Source organism: Opitutus sp. ER46, assembly GCF_003054705.1.
In the GTDB taxonomy this organism is placed as follows: Bacteria; Verrucomicrobiota; Verrucomicrobiia; order Opitutales; family Opitutaceae; genus ER46.
Genome location: NZ_QAYX01000015.1, coordinates 59,608 through 76,660 on the forward strand (window position 1 = coordinate 59,608; position 17,053 = coordinate 76,660).

Sequence of the window (17,053 nt, forward strand, 5' to 3'; positions counted from 1 at the left end):
CCAACACAAAACCTAACTCGGCCCACGGAAAACCATGTGCGGAATTGTCGGCTACGTTGGTAAGCAAAAGGCTGCGGCCATTCTCTTGGAGGGTCTCAAGCGGCTCGAGTATCGCGGCTACGATTCCGCCGGCATTTGTGTGCAGCAGTCCAACCGCCTCGACGTGGCGAAGAAGGTCGGGCGCGTGGAAAACCTGGTCAAGGAGGCCGCGAAGCAGCGGTTCACCGGGACCACCGGCATCGGGCATACCCGGTGGGCGACCCACGGCGGCGTCACCGATGCCAACGCGCATCCGCATGTGAGCTGCGATGGCAAGATCGCGCTGATCCACAATGGCGTGATCGAGAACTACGCCCAGATGAAGTCCTTCCTCCTGGGCAAGGGCTACACCTTCCAGTCGCAGACCGACACCGAGGTGCTGTGTAACCTCATCGCCTACCACTTGGCGAAAGAGCCGGAGGCCCAGAACGGCACCAACCGTTTCGTCGAATGCGTGCGCAAGACCCTGCGCCACGTCGAGGGCACCTACGGTATCGCCGTGCTCTGCGTCGATTACCCGTCCGAGATGGTTGCGGCCCGCAAGGCCTCCCCGCTCATCCTCGGCGTCGGCGATGGCGAGTACATCCTGGCGTCCGACGCCTCCGCGCTCGTCAGCCGCACGCAGAACGTCGTTTATCTGCGGGACGGCGAGATCGTGCACGTCACGCCCGTGTCTTTTGCGATCACCACGCTCGACCAGATCGATGTGTCGCCGGTGGTGGATAAGATCACCTGGTCGATCCAGGACGCCGAAATGGGCGACCACGCCCACTTCATGGAGAAGGAGATTTTCGAGCAGCCGACCGCGCTCGAAAACACGATGCGCGGTCGTTTCTCGGAGGACGGCAGCACCGCCCAGTTCGGCGGTCTCAACATCAGCGCCGCCGAGTTTCGCCAGGTTGAACGCTTCGTCTTCTGCGCATGCGGCACCGCCTGGCACGCCTGCCTCGTGGCCGAGCAGCTCATCGAGCGTTTCGCGCGCATCCCCGTCGAAGTCGATTACGCGTCCGAGTTCCGCTACCGCAACACGCCCCTCGACCCGAGCACCCTATTCCTCTTCCTGAGCCAGTCCGGCGAGACGATCGACACGCTCGCCGCGCTGCGCGAAGCGAAGCGCAAGGGCTACAAGGCGCTCGCGATCAACAACGTCGTCGGCTCCACCCTCGCCCGCGAAGCCGATGGCGGCATCTACCAGCACGTCGGCCCCGAGATCGGCGTCGCCTCCACCAAGGCCTTCACTTCCCAGCTGCTGCTGGGCGCCATGTTCGCCCTCTACCTCGGCCGCATGCGCGACATGAGCTACAGCGACGGCGTGCGGCTGGTGAACGCCCTCAAGGGTGCACCCGATCTCGTGCGCAAGGCGCTGCGCGAGGCGCCGCACATCCGGGAGATCGCCCGGCGCTACGCGCAATACCGCGACATGCTCTTCCTGGGCCGGCTCTCGCTGTTCCCGATCGCTCTCGAGGGCGCCCTCAAGCTGAAGGAGATCTCGTACATCCATGCCGAGGGCTACCCAGCGGCGGAAATGAAACACGGTCCCATCGCGCTCATCAGTGAGAAGTGCCCAAGCGTGATCTTCGCCACCGCCGGCGAGATGTTTCCCAAGGTCGTCTCGTCGATGCAGGAGATCAAAGCCCGCAAGGGTCCGATCATCGCCATCGTCACCGAGGGCTGCGAACTCCCGCCCGGCATCGCCGACGAGGTCATCACCATCCCCGACTGCCACGAAGCCGTCCTCCCAATCGTCGCCTCCATCCCAGTCCAGCTCCTCAGCTACTACATCGCCGTGGAACGTGGCTGCGACGTCGACAAGCCCCGCAACCTGGCCAAGTCCGTCACCGTGGAATAGACGGCGTCCCAGAGGCCGGAAGCCAGAGGCCAGAACTCAGAGGAGAACGGATCAGTCGGCCACTGGCCTCCGGCTTCCGGCCTCTGATTTCCGGCTTCTGGTTTCTGGCCTCCGGCTTCTGGCTTCAGAGCCGGCACAGTGTCGCACTCACCTGCGGCGCCACTGGCCCGGCTCCCAGCGAGGCAAGCTGACGCCGGCGGATTCGCCGCTTGCCGCTCCCCCGGGCGGCTCGCATAAGCCAGACCGACGATGCACATCCATCCGACTCGCGAAGTTTTCATCAGCCTCGCCACTCAGGGCAACGTCGTGCCCGTGTACACGGATCTGATGGCCGACTTCGAGACGCCCGTCTCGGCCTACGCCAAGCTCAAGCACGCCGGCCCGTCGTACCTGCTCGAGTCGGTTGAGGGCGGCGAGAATCTCTCCCGCTACAGCTTCATCGGCTGCCGCCCGCGCAAGGTCTTCATCTGCGGCCCTGAGACCACCGAGATCCGCTCGCCCGGACAGCCCGCCGAGCGCGTGCCCACTCCGCAGGATCCGCTGACGCTGATCGAGGCCGAGATGAAGGGCTACCGTCCCGTCACGCTCCCGGGCCTGCCGCGTTTTACCGGCGGCGCCGTCGGCTTCGTCGCCTACGAGTACGTGACACGCATCGAGCCGAGCGTGCCCGCCGCCGGCCGCAACGAACTCGGCACGCCCCTGCTCTACTTCATGCTGTCCGACTCGCTGCTGATCTTCGATCGCGCGAAGCAGACGCTCCGGCTGTGCGTCAACGGCCACGTTCAGGGCAACGCCGGCGCCGCGTACGACGACGCCGTCGCTGAGCTGCGTGAGCTTTACGCGCTGCTGCGCCAGCCACGCGAACTTGCCCCGGCCCCGCTCGAGGAAACCTCGAAGATCGCCGTGCCGCCGGGGAACTTCACACGCGCGGCGTTCGAACGTGTCGTCGAGGATGGCAAGGAGTTTATCCGAGCCGGCGACATCATCCAGTTCGTCCCCTCCCAGCGCTTTACCCGCCCCTTCTCCAAATCGCCCCTCGATCTGTACCGCGCCCTCCGCACGGTGAATCCGTCGCCCTACATGTTCATCCTCGAGGCCGGCGATTTCTCGGTTGTCGGCGCCTCGCCGGAAGTCCACGTGCGCCTCACCGACGGTCGCGTTGAGATCCGGCCGATCGCCGGGACGCGCCACCGCGGAGCCACCCACGCCGAGGACCTCGCACTCGAGAAGGAACTGATCGCCGACGAGAAGGAGCGCGCCGAGCACCTGATGCTGGTCGACCTCGCCCGCAACGACATCGGTCGCGTCTGCAAGTTCGGCAGCGTGCGCGTGCCTGAGATGATGGTCATCGAGCGGTACTCGCACGTGATGCACATCGTTTCCCAGGTCGAGGGCGACATCGCGCCCGACCGGAATGCCTTCGATCTCATGCGGGCCACGTTCCCGGCGGGCACCGTCAGCGGCGCACCCAAGATCCGCGCGATGCAGATCATCGCCCAAAGCGAACCCAGCCAGCGCGGCATCTACGCCGGCGCCCTCGGCTACTTCGGCTACGACGGCAACAGCGACACGTGCATCATGTTGCGCACCGCCCTGCTGAAGGATGGCCAGATTCACATCCAGGCTGGCGCCGGGATCGTCGCCGACTCCGTCCCGTCCGCCGAGTACCAGGAGACTGTGAACAAGGCCTCGGCCCTGCTCAAAGCGGTGGCCATGGCGGAGCAGTTTTAGCCCGATACCAGGGCGGATTGCTCATAAATAGCCATTGCTCGGGACATTAGGTGGATTAACCGCTCTGTCGCCAGTGCGGCGCCGAATGCTGCCGCGGCCAGCACCGACGCTAACTGTGCCAGGCGAAGGGCCGATGGCAGCACGGTCGGGCGGAGAAGTTTCCAACCAATTAAGCACTAGTATCTTCTAACTTCATCCGCCCCTTCCCCTCTGTCCTCCGGTTGCGAATTCGTTTCTTCCGTGCAGTTTGGCCGCACGTGGGAGCCTGAGACAGTGCCAACTGAGCCTAAACGCCTCTAATCTCACAGGGCACTGTGACATTAATGCCCATAATAACGTACGCTGTTGGGCAACGTACGACTGGGCATGTGCGTTTATCCGTGTGGAATGAAATCCGCTCGTAGCAGGGGAACATCCACACTGTCCGTTCCACTATTCCCTCCCACGAGGTTCCCATCATGCCCACAAAAGCAAAGTCGCTCCGCAGTACTAACCTAGCTGACGATCCTGTTGCCGTAGAGGCCCCGACCGCCACTCTCGACGCCGCTCCCATCGACGCGCCTCCGTCGTTCCTGGAACGCCCCGAACCACCTGCCGCCGAACCCATCGCGCACGGCGAGCGCAGCAACCTCCAGCTCTATCTCCAGGAGATCGGCAAGACTCCCCTGCTGACCATCGACGAGGAAATCGCGCTCGCGAAACGTATCCGCCGCGGCGATCGCGCCGCCCGCGACCACATGATCAAGGCCAATCTGCGCCTGGTCGTGAAGATCGCGATGGACTACAAGGATTTCGGCCTGCCGCTGCTCGACCTCATCAGCGAGGGCAACATCGGCCTCATCAAGGCCGTCGAGCGCTTCGATCCCCGCAAGGGCGGCAAGCTCTCCACCTACGCCGCCTGGTGGATTAAGCAGTCCATCAAGCGCGCCCTCGCGAACCAGAGCAAAACCATCCGCCTCCCGGTCCATCTGGTCGACAAGATCTCCAAGATGCGCCGCACCGCCATGGCCCTCACCGAACAGCTCGGCCGCGAGCCCACGGATGAGGAGTTGGCCGCCGAGCTCCAGATCCCGACCTCCAAGGTCGCGCATCTGAAGTCCGTCAGCGTGCGTCCCGCCTCCCTCGACGCCCCCATCGGCGAAGAAGGCGACTCCGCCACTTTCGGCGAAATCGTCGGCGACGAAAATGCCGTCAGCCCCTACGAGGGCCTGCGGGAGAAGAACCTCACCAGCGACCTCCACGCGATGGTCGACTCCCTCGACAAGCGCGAAGCCGAGATCATCAAGCTCCGTTTCGGCCTCGAAGGCCGCGACGAACTCACGCTCGAAGAGGTCGGCAAACGCTTCAACGTCACCCGCGAGCGTATCCGTCAGCTCGAGTACCTCGCGCTCACCAAGATGCGCAAGGCGATGGCCCGGAACGAATCCGTCCGCTCCGTTGACGAGATCGAACAGGAAGAACGCCAGCGGCAGCGCATGGCGGTCATCCGCGAGTTCGTCGAGAGCAAGACCCGGCGTCAGCCGCGTCCCGGCCGCAACTAGGCCGCTTCGTCCGATCCCACCTTCAGGCCCACGCGCTCCCGCACGTGGGCCTTTTTTCGGTTCCTCAGGACGCCCCCGTCTCCGGCATCCGATGGCGCGCGGGCGGCCACGGCCTCCGCGGCTCATGTCGTCGCGCCGCTACGTTGTCCGGGGGCGCGCGGCCCATTCGTAGTGAGAGCAGAGGGACGCATGCACCGCGCATTCGGCCCGTGCCACCACCACCCACCCACAAAACCCACCCGTCCCATGGAAACCACGACTGCTCCCACACCAATCACGTCCCCGGAAACCGATGCCTGCGCCGCCATGTTTGCCAAGCCCCAGAAGGAACACGAGTGGCTGCACCAGCTCCTCGGCAAATGGACCTACGTGTCGGAGTGCAGCGGAGAACCGGGTCAGCCGCCCCAGAAGTTCGGCGGCACCGAAACCGTGAAGTCCCTTGGCGGACTTTGGATCGTCGGCGAAGCCGAGGGCGAATTTCCCGGCGGCAAGTCGTCGATGATGATCACCCTCGGTTTCGATCCGAAGCAGGACTGCTTCGTCGGCACGTTCGTGGCGTCCATGATGACACACCTGTGGCAGTACAAGGGACACCTCAACGCCGCCGGTCGCGTGCTGACCCTTGACGCCGAAGGGCCCAGCTTCGCGGATCCCAACAAGCTGGCCCGCTACCAGGACATCATCGAGTTCCGCAGCCCAGATCATCGCGTGCTCTCCTCCCAAGCCCTCGGCGAAGACGGTCACTGGACGTGCTTCATGACCGCCCACTACCACCGCTCCGCCTGATCAGCCCTCGACCCCGCTTTCCGCCGGCGCTTCGCAGCGCCGGCTTTCTGCGTCCGCAACGCGACGCGCCAAGCACACGTGCCGAAATCTTACTGACGTTTCCGGAGCTGGCTGGGAGAGCTCCGCACACGCCCCAGAGAGATTTCAGCCGGAGGCTTGACGCCCCCCGGGCCGAAGCACTTCATGAGCGCTCGTTCTCTGCGAATGTAGCACAATGGATAGTGTAGTGGCCTCCGAAGCCATTGATCCGGGTTCGACTCCCGGCATTCGCACCAGACTTCGCTCACCCACAAGTGGTTGAGCCACCCCCGCCGAAGGCTTCCAGCCACCGTCCTCCGGCTTCTGGCCTCTGGCCTCTGGCCTCTGGCTTCCAGCTTCAGCCTTGGGCGCCGCGCGTCCGCGCGGCGCCTGACGCGCCCAAATGCGCGTTGCCTCGCGCCGCTCCGCGCCACAAGTTCACCGGCCTATGTCCGCCGAGAAAACCGATTCCAAGGGAGAGCCCGCCTCAGCAGCCGCGCCGAGCGACTTCATTCGCGACATCGTGGCCCAGCACGTGGCGGAACAGCGCTACCCCAAGATCGTGACGCGCTTCCCCCCGGAGCCCAACGGCTATCTGCACATCGGCCACGCCAAGTCGATCTGCCTCAACTTCGGGATCGCCCGCGAAAACCACGGACAGTGCAACCTGCGGATGGACGACACCAACCCGACCAAGGAGGACGTCGAATACGTCGAGTCCATCATGGCCGACGTCCACTGGCTCATCGACGGCTGGGCCGATCACTGCCTCGGTTTCAAACCCAAGGGCACCCACCCGGCCGCCAGCATCCGCGACGGCAAGACCGACTTCTTCCTCGCCCCCATCCCGGCCACCTCGCCCAACGCCGAGCCGTTCTTCGCCAGCGACTATTTCGACGCGCTCTACGAGTTCGCCCTGGTCCTCATCCGCAAGGGCAAGGCCTACGTCTGCGATCTCACGCCCGAGGAGACCGAGGCTTACCGCGGCGCGCCGGACAAGCCCGGCAAGGAGAGCCCTTTCCGCAACCGTTCGGTGGAGGAAAATCTCGACCTCTTCGCCCGCATGAAGGCTGGCGAGTTCCCCAACGGCGCCCGCACCCTCCGCGCCAAGATCGACATGGCGTCGCCCAACATCTGGCTGCGTGACCCGCTGCTCTACCGCATCCGCCACACGCCCCACCATCACGCGGGCGACAAGTGGTGCCTGTACCCGCTCTACGACTACGCCCACTGCCTCAGCGACTACATCGAGGGCGTCACCCACTCCATCTGCACGCTCGAGTTCGAGGTCCACCGCCCGCTCTACGACTGGATCCTCGAGAGCCTCGATCTCCCCCGCCCGCTGCCGCACCAGTACGAGTTCGCGAAGTTCATCCCGAGCTACATGGTCGTCAGCAAGCGCCGGCTCATCCAGCTCGTCCAGGACGGCGCCGTCACCGGCTGGAACGACCCGCGCATGCCCACGATTTCCGGGTTCCGCCGCCGCGGGGTCCCCGCCCGCGCCATCCGCACCTTTGTCCAGAACCTCGGCGTCACGAAGTACGAGAGCCTCACCGACATCGCGGTTCTCGAACACGCCATTCGTGACGAGCTCAACGGCACTGCCCAGCGCCGCCTCGGCGTCCTGCGCCCGCTCAAGCTCGTCCTCACGAACATCCCCGCCGGCGAGTCCGTCCCCTGCACCGCCATCAACGATCCGCAGAGCGAGACCCCCACCACGCGGCAGATCGCGCTCACCCGCGAGGTGTTCATCGAGACCGACGACTTCGCCGAGGTTCCGCCGCCGAAGTACTTCCGTCTCAAGCCGGGCGGCGAGGTGCGCCTCAAGTACGCGTGCATCATCAAGTGCGACGAGATCATCAAGGATACCTCCGGCCGCATCACCGAGCTCCGCTGCACCGCCGATCTCACCACGCGCACCGGCCAGCCCAACGCCGACCGCAAGGTCAAGGGCACCATCCACTGGGTGAGCGCCTCCGCCTGCATCGACGCCGAAGTGCGCCTCTACGACCGGCTCTTCACCGTGCCCGAACCCGCTGCCGAGGACGACTTCAAGAAGCACCTCAACCCGCATTCGCTCGAGGTCGTCACCGCCAAGCTTGAGCCGTCCCTCGCCACCGCCAAGGTCGAGGGCCGGTTTCAGTTCGAGCGGCTCGGCTACTTCACCGTCGACGCCGAGGACAGCGCGCCCGGCAAGCTGGTGTTCAACCGCACGATCACGCTGAAGGACACCTGGAAGGCCTAAGCTCTCCCCCACGTCTTTCCTTCACGCCGCGCGTGATCCCCCGACCCGCGCGGCCTTTTTTCGCCCGCCCTCACCTCACCTTCCCCCTTCCCCTTCCACGCACTCCCACTTTCACTCTCACCTTCACTCTCACTCCGGCCGCGGCGCAGCCGCGTCCGGTTAGTCCAGCACGCACGCCGGCAGCAGCATCCGCGTCTCCAGCCCGATGCCATCCGCGCTGCGCGCGAGCCGCAAATCGCCGCCCCACCAACGCACCAACTGGCGCGCGGCCGCCAGGCCGAGTCCCAGGCCCGGCACTTCGCCCGACGACAGCCGCTCCAACTGCCAGTACGAAGAGCCGACCTGCGCCAGCAGTTCGTCCGGCAGGTCCGGTCCCGGCGCCGCGAAACACACCTCGGCCCCATTCGCGTGGGCCAGGTCATAACTCACCCGCACCCCCTCCTCCTTGGCTCGGCCATACTTCGCGTAGTTGTCCAGAATCTCGGTCATCACGATCTCGATCATCTCCGGATGCGCCACCTCGATCTCAGGATCCGTCAGCACGATACGTCCCTCGAGTCCCGAGGCGGACGCCGCCCGGGCCAGAATTTCGACCAGGCTGCCGCGCACCGCGTTCACGTCCGGAGCCATCGGGGGCGCAAAGACCGCGCTGTGATACCGCAGCACCCCATAGAGCGTGTCCTCCAGGTGCTCCGCACTCTGCCGCGCCGTCTGCAATAGGCTGCTCATCTCCGGATCCGTCCCCGCGTGCTCCATCGCATCGAGGTACGTCAGGATCGGGCCCAGCCCGCTCATCGGCGTCCGGATTTTGTGCGCGATCAGATGCTGAAAGGTGAACGTCTCCAGTTCCCGCCGCACCCAACCCGACCGGTTGGTGAACCGCAGCAGCGTCTCGCCGTCCGCGCCCATCGGCTGCAACTCCACCTGGAACCATCGCGCCGCCATCTGCGGCGTCTCCGGTTCAAACAGGACAAACTTCCGGTCCAGCGGCCAACGCAGCTCACGCCACGCCGCCAGCGCTCCCGCCGGCTCGCACTGAAAACGCCGGCTCAGCGCGTCCGCGACATCCTCCCCCGACCCGTCCGCGAGACCGAAGATCTGCCGCGCACGGCAATTCGCATACTCCAACGCCCCACGAGCGTCCGCCACGATCACCGGCTCCAGCGCCCGGTCCAGCATCCAGCGATAGCGATCCCGCTCCCGTCGCAGTTTATCATCCGTCATCATGGTTCCGCTTTCCCGCTTAGTGTGGTCGTTCGCATGGGCAGCCGTGGCAGCCCCGCCCGACCGGCTGTCGTCGACCGACGAACAGGTGCTCCGAATCCCGAAGCCCGACCACGCGAGGCCATCCCTGTTTTTCGACCCCAGCCCGATTGGGCTGAATGCGTAGTATCCGCCGTTTCAGCGAATCTCGCGCCACCGCGGCCACCTCACGCCGCGGCTTGTCGCGCGCCGGGATCTCGCTAGCCGTTGGGCATGGATGAACCGCTCCCGGTGCTTTCCGCCGCCGAAATTCGCGTCCTCGGCTCGCTGATCGAAAAACAGGTCACCACCCCCGACAACTACCCATTGTCGCTCAACGCGCTCACCAACGCCTGCAACCAGCTCAGCAGCCGCGACCCCGTCGTGTCCTACGACGAGCAAACCGTCGTCCGCGCCCTCGACCGCCTCCGGGACAAACGCCTTGCCATCGTCTACAACGGCGCCGACAGCCGCGTCGCCCGCTACAAGCACGCCTTCCCCGAAGCCGTCCCCGTCTCGCCCGCCGAACTCGCCCTCCTTTGCGTTCTCATGCTGCGCGGCCCCCAAACCGTCGGTGAGCTGCGCTCCCGCAGCGAGCGGCTCCACATCTTCGAGTCCCTCCCCGCGGTCGAGGACACCCTCAACGGGCTCGCCACCCGCCAGCCTCCCCTCGTCACCAAGCTCCCGCGCCAGACCGGCACCAAGGAGTCCCGCTTCGTTCACCTTCTCGCCGGCCCGTTCGACCCCGCCGCCGCCACCGCCTCCGACCTCCCTGCCGCTTCCAGCGCCTCAGCGCCCACCGCGCCAGCCCCCTCCGCCCCAGACCGTATCGAACAACTGGAGACCCAAATCGCCGCCCTCCAGCAGGAACTGGCCAACCTCAAGCGCGACTTTGCCTCCTTCCGCCAGCAGTTCGAGTAAGCCGACAATCTCCGTCGCCCCATCTGGGAGTACTTAGGGCTCTGTCGCTCGCCACCCCAACCCTCAAATCAACTTTTCAGGAGGCAATAGAGGCAAGGGGAGCGTTCAAAACCGGTGCCAGTGGCACCCTCACTCTCACTCCGAAGGCCGTTCTCGTTCTCGTTAAGTCACACCGCCCGGCGAATGCGGCGCGGGCGAGCGCAAGCGCTCTTTCTCTTACTCGTACTCTTCCTCTTTCTCTCAACGTTTCGTCTTCCTTGTCCGTCCTCTCAGCGATCCGCCATCCCTGCTCCGTGCTCAGTCTCTACGCGACGCCGCGCGCGGATGGGCCGAAGCGGGGAGTAAGAGAAAGAGGAAGAGTAAGAGAAAGAGGATGTAGTCCCCCCGGCCCTCTCACAATCGCCCCCGCCGTCACAGGGGCCACTGTACCGCTCCCGGCTCCGAGTCTCAGCTTGCCACGGCGCGCCGGCGGTTGGTTCACTGCGCGCCTACGTGAAGCAAAGTATCGTCACCCTCGACATGGAGGGCGTTCTGACGCCCGAGATCTGGATCGCCGTGGCCGAGCGGACCGGCATCCCCGCCCTGCGGCGCACCACCCGCGACGAGCCCGATTACGACAAGCTGATGCGCTACCGCATCGATCTCATGCACCAGCACGGGATCACGCTTTCCCGGATTCAGGAGGTCATCGGCACGCTCGAGCCGCTCCCCGGCGCCCTCGACTTTCTCAACCAGCTGCGCGCCCGCACGCAGGTTATCATTCTCTCCGACACGTTCGAACAGTTCGCCCAGCCGCTGCTGCGCCGCATGGGCTGGCCCACCCTCTTCTGCCACCGGCTGATCGTCACCAATGGCCGGATCACCGGCTACCAGTTGCGCATGCGCGACCAGAAAAAGGCCTCCGTCGCCGCCCTCCAGTCGCTCAACTACAATGTCGTCGCCGCGGGAGACTCCTTCAACGACACGACCATGCTCGCGCAGGCCGACCACGGGATCCTCTTCCACGCCCCGGCCAACGTCGCCGCGCAGTTTCCGCAGTTCCCCGCGATCGAGGACTACGGCGCGCTCCTGCAACTGATCACGTCGAAGCTCTAGGCGGGCTCGGCGCTCCCCCGGCATGGGCGGACGCAGCCCCGCTGGCCGCCTCCAGTCCGCACGCGCGCTCAGCGAAAAGATCCAGCCTGCGCCCCGCGCAGGCTCACGCGCTCCGCCTTTCGCGACGCGCTGGGCGCCGCCGGCTTCGGCGTCGTCTCCGCCAGTGGGACGTCCACCGCACGCGCGGTCTCACGCCGGGTTTCCCGTGCGTCGCCGCGGCTGCCGTCGATCAGCTCGAAGAGCGTACTCGCCGCCTGGTGCAACTCGACCGCCTGCGAATTCAACTCCTGCGCCGCGCTGGCCGACTCCTCGGCGCTCGCCGCATTCGCCTGCGTCACCCGGTCCATCTCCGACACCGAGCGGTTCAATTCGCTCACGGCGCGGTTCTGTTCCTCCGACGCCGACGCGATCTCGCTCACGAGCGTCTCTGCTTCGCGCACGGTACCGGCGATCTCCTCCAGATTGCGGCACACCCGCTCCGAACACGCCGCGCCCTGCTGGCTGCTCTCGTAGGCATGCGAAATCTTCGTCGAGGTCTCACGCGCCGCGGCCGCACTGCGTTGCGCCAGACTGCGCACTTCCTCGGCCACCACGGAGAAGCCCGCGCCGGCCTCGCCAGCCCGCGCCGCCTCGATCGCCGCGTTCAACGCGAGGATGTTCGTCTGGAAGGCGATCTCGTCGATCGTGCGCACGATCTTCGTGACCTCCTCCGACGAAGCTTTGATGCCCTCCATCGCCGTCTGCATGCTCCGCACTTCGTCGACCCCCGCATCCGCCAGCGTCCGCGCCCGCGTCGCCACGGTCTTCGCCTTGCCGGCATGCTCCGCGTTGCTCTTCACCGTGCCCGACGTCTCCTCCAGCGCGGCACTTGTCTCCTCGATCGCCGCCGCCTGTTCCGCCGCCCCCTGCGCCAGACTCTGGCTCGCAACCGAGACGTGTTGCGCCGCCCCCTGCGTGTGCGAGGCACCTGCTTCCATCGACTCGGCCAGCAGATGCAGTCGCTGGGCGATGCGCTTGCCGTAAATCACCCACGTGAGCGTCGCCGCCAGCAGCGCCCCGATCACGATCCCCAGCTGCCACACGCGTTCCGTGCGCTGCCGCGCCTCCAGGGCATGCACCGACGCCATCGCCTCCGCCTCCGGCACCCCCGCGACAATCACCCAGTCCCAGGAGGGGAAATAGGCATAGCGCGCGTATTGCAGGCGCGGCTCCGCGTCTGCATCGCGTTTCCACGGGAAGCGCACGAGCCCGGTCTCCTGCGGCTGCAGGGTCACGGCGCGCGTCACCGCGTCCCGGAGCCGCTGCCGGGTCTCGGAGTTCCCCTGCTCCAGCAGATTGCGGCCCGCGATCGTTGAGCCCTTCGCCAGCACGCCGTTTCCGGCCACCGAGCCTTTGCCGTTCATGATCAGGATCTCGCCTCCGCGGCCCAGAGTCAGCGCCTGGATCGTCTTCTGGACGGAGGCAAACGCCTGTTCCTCGGATTCGCCGACAAAAAGCATGCCGATCACCGCGCCATCCGGCCCGCGCAGCGGCAGGTAGCCCGTCAGCATCCACTTTCCCACGACAACCGCACGGCCGATGTAGGTGTCCCCCTTCAGCACCGCCTCGATCACCGGCGTCTTCTCGCCATTGCCCGCGCGCGCGGGAATGTACGTGCCGATCGCGCGCTTGCCCTCCGCGTTGATCACGGTCGTCGCCACGCGGAGCATGTCGCCGTCGTCGTTCATCCGCTGGAAGATCGTCGCCACGCCGCCTGTCAGCTTGCTGATTTCGTCCACGACCGGCACCGCGCGCGCGGCGTCGGCGGTCGGTTCTATCGCCGTCTTGCCGCCCAGCATCGGCGTCGGCAACGCCACCGCCTGCACCGCCTGGTCCGCCTGGTTCCGCGCCTGCCAGGACTGCTTGTTCTCGGCGGCGACGCTAAAACCGCCGCCGCGCTGCAGGACGTCGCGCGCGATCCGCACCTGCAGCTGAATCTGGCCGCGTAACTGCTGCTCCGCCATGCCCGCCAGGTTCACCAGCGACAACGCGACCTGTTCGATCTGCGCGTCCGCCGCCGCCTGCGCCTCCTGGGTTGCCACCTCGGCATTCTTCACGCCGCGCGACCACGACAGGACCGCGATCAGGATCAACGGCAGCGCCACCGTGGCGATGCCGGCGGCTGACAACTTAAATCTCAGGCCATATGTGGATATGGAAGCCATTAGGCTCCCCGATCGTCACCTTAAGCCGGCAATGAATGGGTAATATGTGTAAATCTCTCAATACCTTCCAAACCGTCGCCCTGCCGCCCCAACTAAATCATCAGGGCGCCAGTTCCCCTTCGAACGCGTAAACCCCAGGTTCGACCCTCACTTCCGTTCCATAGTCGCCAGCGTCGACGCGAGTGACGCCGACGGATTTCGCAACCGGTTGTCCGTTCACCATCAGGCGCGATGCGCGAGCGGGGACACGTACGATGCCGGTGACATTGGGCGGAATCTCCACCCCGAGGCTCAGCCGGTTTCCTTCGCGCCGCCACTCCGTGCTGACCCGCCCCGAGATCGCGCGATAGCTCGCCCGCGCCCACGTGAGGCCGTCCGCCATTGCCGGCTCGATCCGCACGGTCCGAAAGCCCGGCTCCGCCTCCTCGATTCCGCTGACGTGCCGGAAGAGGTACTCCGCCACCGAGCCATAGGCGTAATGGTTGAATGAGTTCATCGCGATGGTCTGGAAGCCGCGCTCCAGGGTCCACCCGTCCCACCGTTCCCAGATCGTCGTGGCACCGTGCTTCACTGGAAACAGCCACGAGGGATAGTCCTCCTGCAGGAGCACCCGATACGCCACGTCGTCGCGCCCGGCCCGGTGCAGCGCCGGCAGCAGCCGCGGCGTGCCAACGAACCCGGTGCCCAGGTGCCACCCGCGGCGCTCCAGCTCCCCGACAAACTTCGCCGCCGCCGCCGGCCGCCGCTCCGGCGTCAGCAGGTTCCACGCAAACGCCAGCGCGTACCCCACCTGCCGGCTGTCCCGGATCGTCCCGTCCGCCGCCACAAACGCCGCCTGAAACGCCGCGCGCACCTCCGTCGCCAGCGCCGCATACCGGCGCGCGTCGTCGGCCCGCCCGATCGCCGCCGCCATCTCCGCCATCGCGTCGGCCAGATACGCATAGTACGCCGTCTCGATCACCGTCGTCGGCGCGCCGCCATCGAGGTTCAGGTGGTCACCGATACCCCGGCCGCGGAGCGTCACGATGCCGTCCTTTGTCTGCTGCGCCACCCAGCCCATGTACCGGGTCATCGCCTCGTAGTTGCGCCGGATGACCCGCGTGTCGCCGTAAACGCGATACAGGGTGTGCGTGCACACCAGCGCCGACTCGCTCCACCCCGCCGCGGTCCACGCCGTGCCAAACAGCGGCGCCACGTTGCCAAACGCCCCCGAGGGCAGCTGCGTGTCCTGCACCAGCGTCCGCAGCCAGCGCGTGAAAAACCCCGCCACGTCGAAGTTGTACGTCCCCGCCCGGATGAAGAACTCCGCGTCGCCGCTCCAGCCCGCGCGTTCGTCGCGCTGGGGACAATCCGTCGGCACTTCGAGGTAATTGCCCTTCTGCCCCCACACCACGTTGCGCCAGAGCTGCGTGAGCAGAGGGTTCGAGCACTCGAACTCGCCGGCCGGCTCCATCCCCGAGTGCACCACCACGCCCGTCACCGCCTCCGGCGCGGGTCGCTCCTCCAACCCCGTGACCTCCACGTACCGGAAGCCATGGAAGGTAAACCGCGGCTCCAACACTTCCTCTCCGCCGCCCTGCAGCCAGTACACGTCCACCGCATTCGCCCCGCGGAGGTTCGAGGTGTAGAGCGTCCCATTCGGGTTCAGCATCTCGCCGTGCCGGACCATCACTTTCTGCCCCGCCCGGCCGCGCACCTTCAGCCGCACCCAGCCGACCATGTTCTGCCCGAGGTCAAAGGTCCACGCGCCGGGCCGCGGTTCGGTCACGGTTCGCGCCAGCAACAACTCCGCGACGCGGGCGGCGTCCGCGTTGGCCGCCTCCACCACGAAGGTCGCCAGCGGCTTCGCCGGATCCACCGGCCGCAGGCCCGTCGCCACGGGGCGCCAGCCTGCCGCGGCAAATCCCGGACGCGACCACCCCGCCGGCTCGCGCCGCGCATCATACGCCGCGCCTGCCATGAGGTCCGCCTGCCGGAACCCGCCGAACCCGCCGCGCCATGCGCCATTCGTCGCCACCACGTCCCGCGTGCCGTCCGCGTACTCGATCTCCAGCTGCGCCCGCAGCCTGGGATATCCACCATAAAAATACCGACGCCCCGTGTACCCGAGGATGCTGGCATACCAGCCATCGCCCAGAATTCCACCGAGCACGTTTTCTCCCGCCGCCAACTGCCGTGTCACGTCGTAGGTTTGGTACTGCACGCGCGCCCGAAAGTCCGTCCACCCCGGCGTGAGCTGGTCCCGTCCCACGCGCTGCCCGTTCAACTGCAGCTCGTACGCGCCCAGCGCCGTCGCATACACCACCGCCCGGCGGACCGGCTTCGTCACGGCAAAGCTCGTCCGCAGATACGGCGGCGGCGGCAGCCAGTACGTGAAGGTCTGCGGCGGTCCGTCCCAGGGGTTCCGCTTCTCCGGCGGCGACACCAGCGGACGCCACTCCGTCGCCGCGAACTCCGGCCGTTGCCAGCCGTCCGGCGCCGTGAGCGCAAAGGTCCAGCTCGTATCCACCGTCACGCGCTGCTCCGTGCCATCCGCCAATGCGAACGTCACCTCCCCCAGCACCGCTGGCGGATGCCCGTCCCACTGCGTCACCTCCAGCGCGACGACGTTCGCCCCGGGCCTCACGTGCGGCGTCAGGTCCAACAGCATGACCTGCTCCCAACGGGAAATCTCCGCCACCGGCACGCCGTTCACCGCCACCTTCGCCACCTGGTCCACAAGTAGCGCCGCGGTGGCGCGCCGCACCGTGGCGCCGGCCGGAACCGTGAATCCACCGCGCACATACGCCGTGCGCGGCGCTGCCTGGTTCACCGGCACGTCCGCATACGCCCACTTCAACGCCGTCAGCCGCTGCCGCGTCGCTGCGTCCACCTCGCTGCCGTCTGTCGGCAGCTCCGCGTCCAATCCGATCCACTCCGCCCGCCACTCCTCCGGCTTCAGCAGGCCCATGCTCCACGACGCCGGTTCGCTCCATGCCCCGGCCACGCCAGCTTCATCCCACACGCGCACTCGCCACCAGCAGGTGTCCCGGGAGGCCAGCGCCCGGCCGGCGTACTCAATCTGGAATGCCGCCGCCGAGGCCACGCGGCCCGTGTCCCAGCGATCGGCCGCGCCCGCCAGCAGCCCCGCCGGCGTGCTTGCCACCTGGATCTGGTACGCACTCTGCCGCGCCCCTCGCGCCGGCCCCGCCGTTTCGCACTGCCACGCCAGTCGCGGCTGCGTCTCGTCGATGCCTTCCGGGTTCTCCCGGTATTCACAACGCAGATGCGCCGGCGTCAGCGCCGCCGCCGCCGTTCCCGCCCCACCTGCCAGGAGCGCCATCGCCCCGGCGAGGATCCACCGGCATGCCGAGTTCATGGGCGACCGAATCCACCGCCCGCC

10 protein-coding genes and 1 tRNA gene are annotated in these 17,053 nt (G+C 66.7%); 8 read left to right on the forward strand and 3 right to left on the reverse strand.

Annotation, left to right across the window (positions count from 1 at the left end; all coding sequences use genetic code 11):
• Window positions 1-34 precede the first annotated feature (34 nt).
• The 6 genes from glmS to glnS all read left to right on the forward strand — a co-directional run bounded on the left by glmS (window position 35) and on the right by glnS (window position 8,209).
• Window positions 35-1,888, forward strand: coding sequence for a glutamine--fructose-6-phosphate transaminase (isomerizing) (gene glmS / locus DB354_RS01725; protein ID WP_107833706.1), 1,854 nt, complete (start codon window positions 35-37; stop codon window positions 1,886-1,888).
• A gap of 249 nt (window positions 1,889-2,137) precedes the next feature.
• Window positions 2,138-3,619 carry an anthranilate synthase component I gene (gene trpE / locus DB354_RS01730; RefSeq protein WP_107833707.1) on the forward strand — a complete coding sequence of 494 codons (1,482 nt, stop codon included), beginning with the start codon at window positions 2,138-2,140 and terminating at the stop codon, window positions 3,617-3,619.
• A gap of 458 nt (window positions 3,620-4,077) precedes the next feature.
• Complete coding sequence (locus DB354_RS01735) at window positions 4,078-5,160, forward strand: RNA polymerase sigma factor RpoD/SigA (protein WP_107833708.1); 1,083 nt, start codon at window positions 4,078-4,080, stop codon at window positions 5,158-5,160.
• 246 nt (window positions 5,161-5,406) lie between these two features.
• On the forward strand, window positions 5,407-5,946 hold the full coding sequence (locus tag DB354_RS01740) for a DUF1579 domain-containing protein (RefSeq protein ID WP_199226768.1): 540 nt from the start codon (window positions 5,407-5,409) through the stop codon (window positions 5,944-5,946).
• 200 nt (window positions 5,947-6,146) lie between these two features.
• Window positions 6,147-6,221, forward strand: a tRNA-Arg gene (locus DB354_RS01745).
• Between the two features lie 191 nt (window positions 6,222-6,412).
• Window positions 6,413-8,209 carry a glutamine--tRNA ligase gene (gene glnS / locus DB354_RS01750; RefSeq protein ID WP_107833710.1) on the forward strand — a complete coding sequence of 599 codons (1,797 nt, stop codon included), beginning with the start codon at window positions 6,413-6,415 and terminating at the stop codon, window positions 8,207-8,209.
• A gap of 159 nt (window positions 8,210-8,368) precedes the next feature.
• On the opposite strand, the gene DB354_RS01755 is transcribed toward glnS, so the two are convergent.
• The gene (locus DB354_RS01755) at window positions 8,369-9,436 is read right to left on the reverse strand and encodes a PAS domain-containing sensor histidine kinase (protein ID WP_107833711.1); all 1,068 of its coding nucleotides are present in this window, start codon (window positions 9,434-9,436) and stop codon (window positions 8,369-8,371) included.
• 249 nt (window positions 9,437-9,685) lie between these two features.
• On the opposite strand from DB354_RS01755, the gene DB354_RS01760 reads away from it, so the two are divergent.
• Together DB354_RS01760 and thrH are read left to right on the forward strand one after the other, a co-directional pair.
• Window positions 9,686-10,372 carry a YceH family protein gene (locus DB354_RS01760; RefSeq protein ID WP_107833712.1) on the forward strand — a complete coding sequence of 229 codons (687 nt, stop codon included), beginning with the start codon at window positions 9,686-9,688 and terminating at the stop codon, window positions 10,370-10,372.
• 492 nt (window positions 10,373-10,864) lie between these two features.
• Complete coding sequence (thrH, locus tag DB354_RS01765) at window positions 10,865-11,467, forward strand: bifunctional phosphoserine phosphatase/homoserine phosphotransferase ThrH (protein ID WP_107833713.1); 603 nt, start codon at window positions 10,865-10,867, stop codon at window positions 11,465-11,467.
• A gap of 68 nt (window positions 11,468-11,535) precedes the next feature.
• On the opposite strand, the gene DB354_RS01770 is transcribed toward thrH, so the two are convergent.
• Both DB354_RS01770 and DB354_RS01775 read right to left on the reverse strand, forming a co-directional pair.
• Entirely contained in the window at window positions 11,536-13,635 is a 2,100-nt protein-coding gene (locus DB354_RS01770; protein WP_233256523.1) for a Cache 3/Cache 2 fusion domain-containing protein, read from the reverse strand.
• A 136-nt stretch (window positions 13,636-13,771) separates the two neighbouring features.
• A complete protein-coding gene (locus DB354_RS01775; RefSeq protein ID WP_107833715.1) occupies window positions 13,772-17,029 on the reverse strand; it encodes a family 78 glycoside hydrolase catalytic domain in 3,258 nt (1,085 codons plus the stop codon).
• Window positions 17,030-17,053 lie beyond the last annotated feature (24 nt).

Bases quoted from the DNA above. Each gene is read 5' to 3' on its own strand.
- glmS (WP_107833706.1), top strand. From the start codon at position 35: ATGTGCGGAATTGTCGGCTACGTTGGTAAGCAAAAGGCTGCGGCCATT.
- trpE (WP_107833707.1), top strand. From the start codon at position 2,138: ATGCACATCCATCCGACTCGCGAAGTTTTCATCAGCCTCGCCACTCAG.
- DB354_RS01735 (WP_107833708.1), top strand. From the start codon at position 4,078: ATGCCCACAAAAGCAAAGTCGCTCCGCAGTACTAACCTAGCTGACGAT.
- DB354_RS01740 (WP_199226768.1), top strand. From the start codon at position 5,407: ATGGAAACCACGACTGCTCCCACACCAATCACGTCCCCGGAAACCGAT.
- glnS (WP_107833710.1), top strand. From the start codon at position 6,413: ATGTCCGCCGAGAAAACCGATTCCAAGGGAGAGCCCGCCTCAGCAGCC.
- DB354_RS01755 (WP_107833711.1), bottom strand. From the start codon at position 9,436: ATGATGACGGATGATAAACTGCGACGGGAGCGGGATCGCTATCGCTGG.
- DB354_RS01760 (WP_107833712.1), top strand. From the start codon at position 9,686: ATGGATGAACCGCTCCCGGTGCTTTCCGCCGCCGAAATTCGCGTCCTC.
- DB354_RS01775 (WP_107833715.1), bottom strand. From the start codon at position 17,029: ATGAACTCGGCATGCCGGTGGATCCTCGCCGGGGCGATGGCGCTCCTG.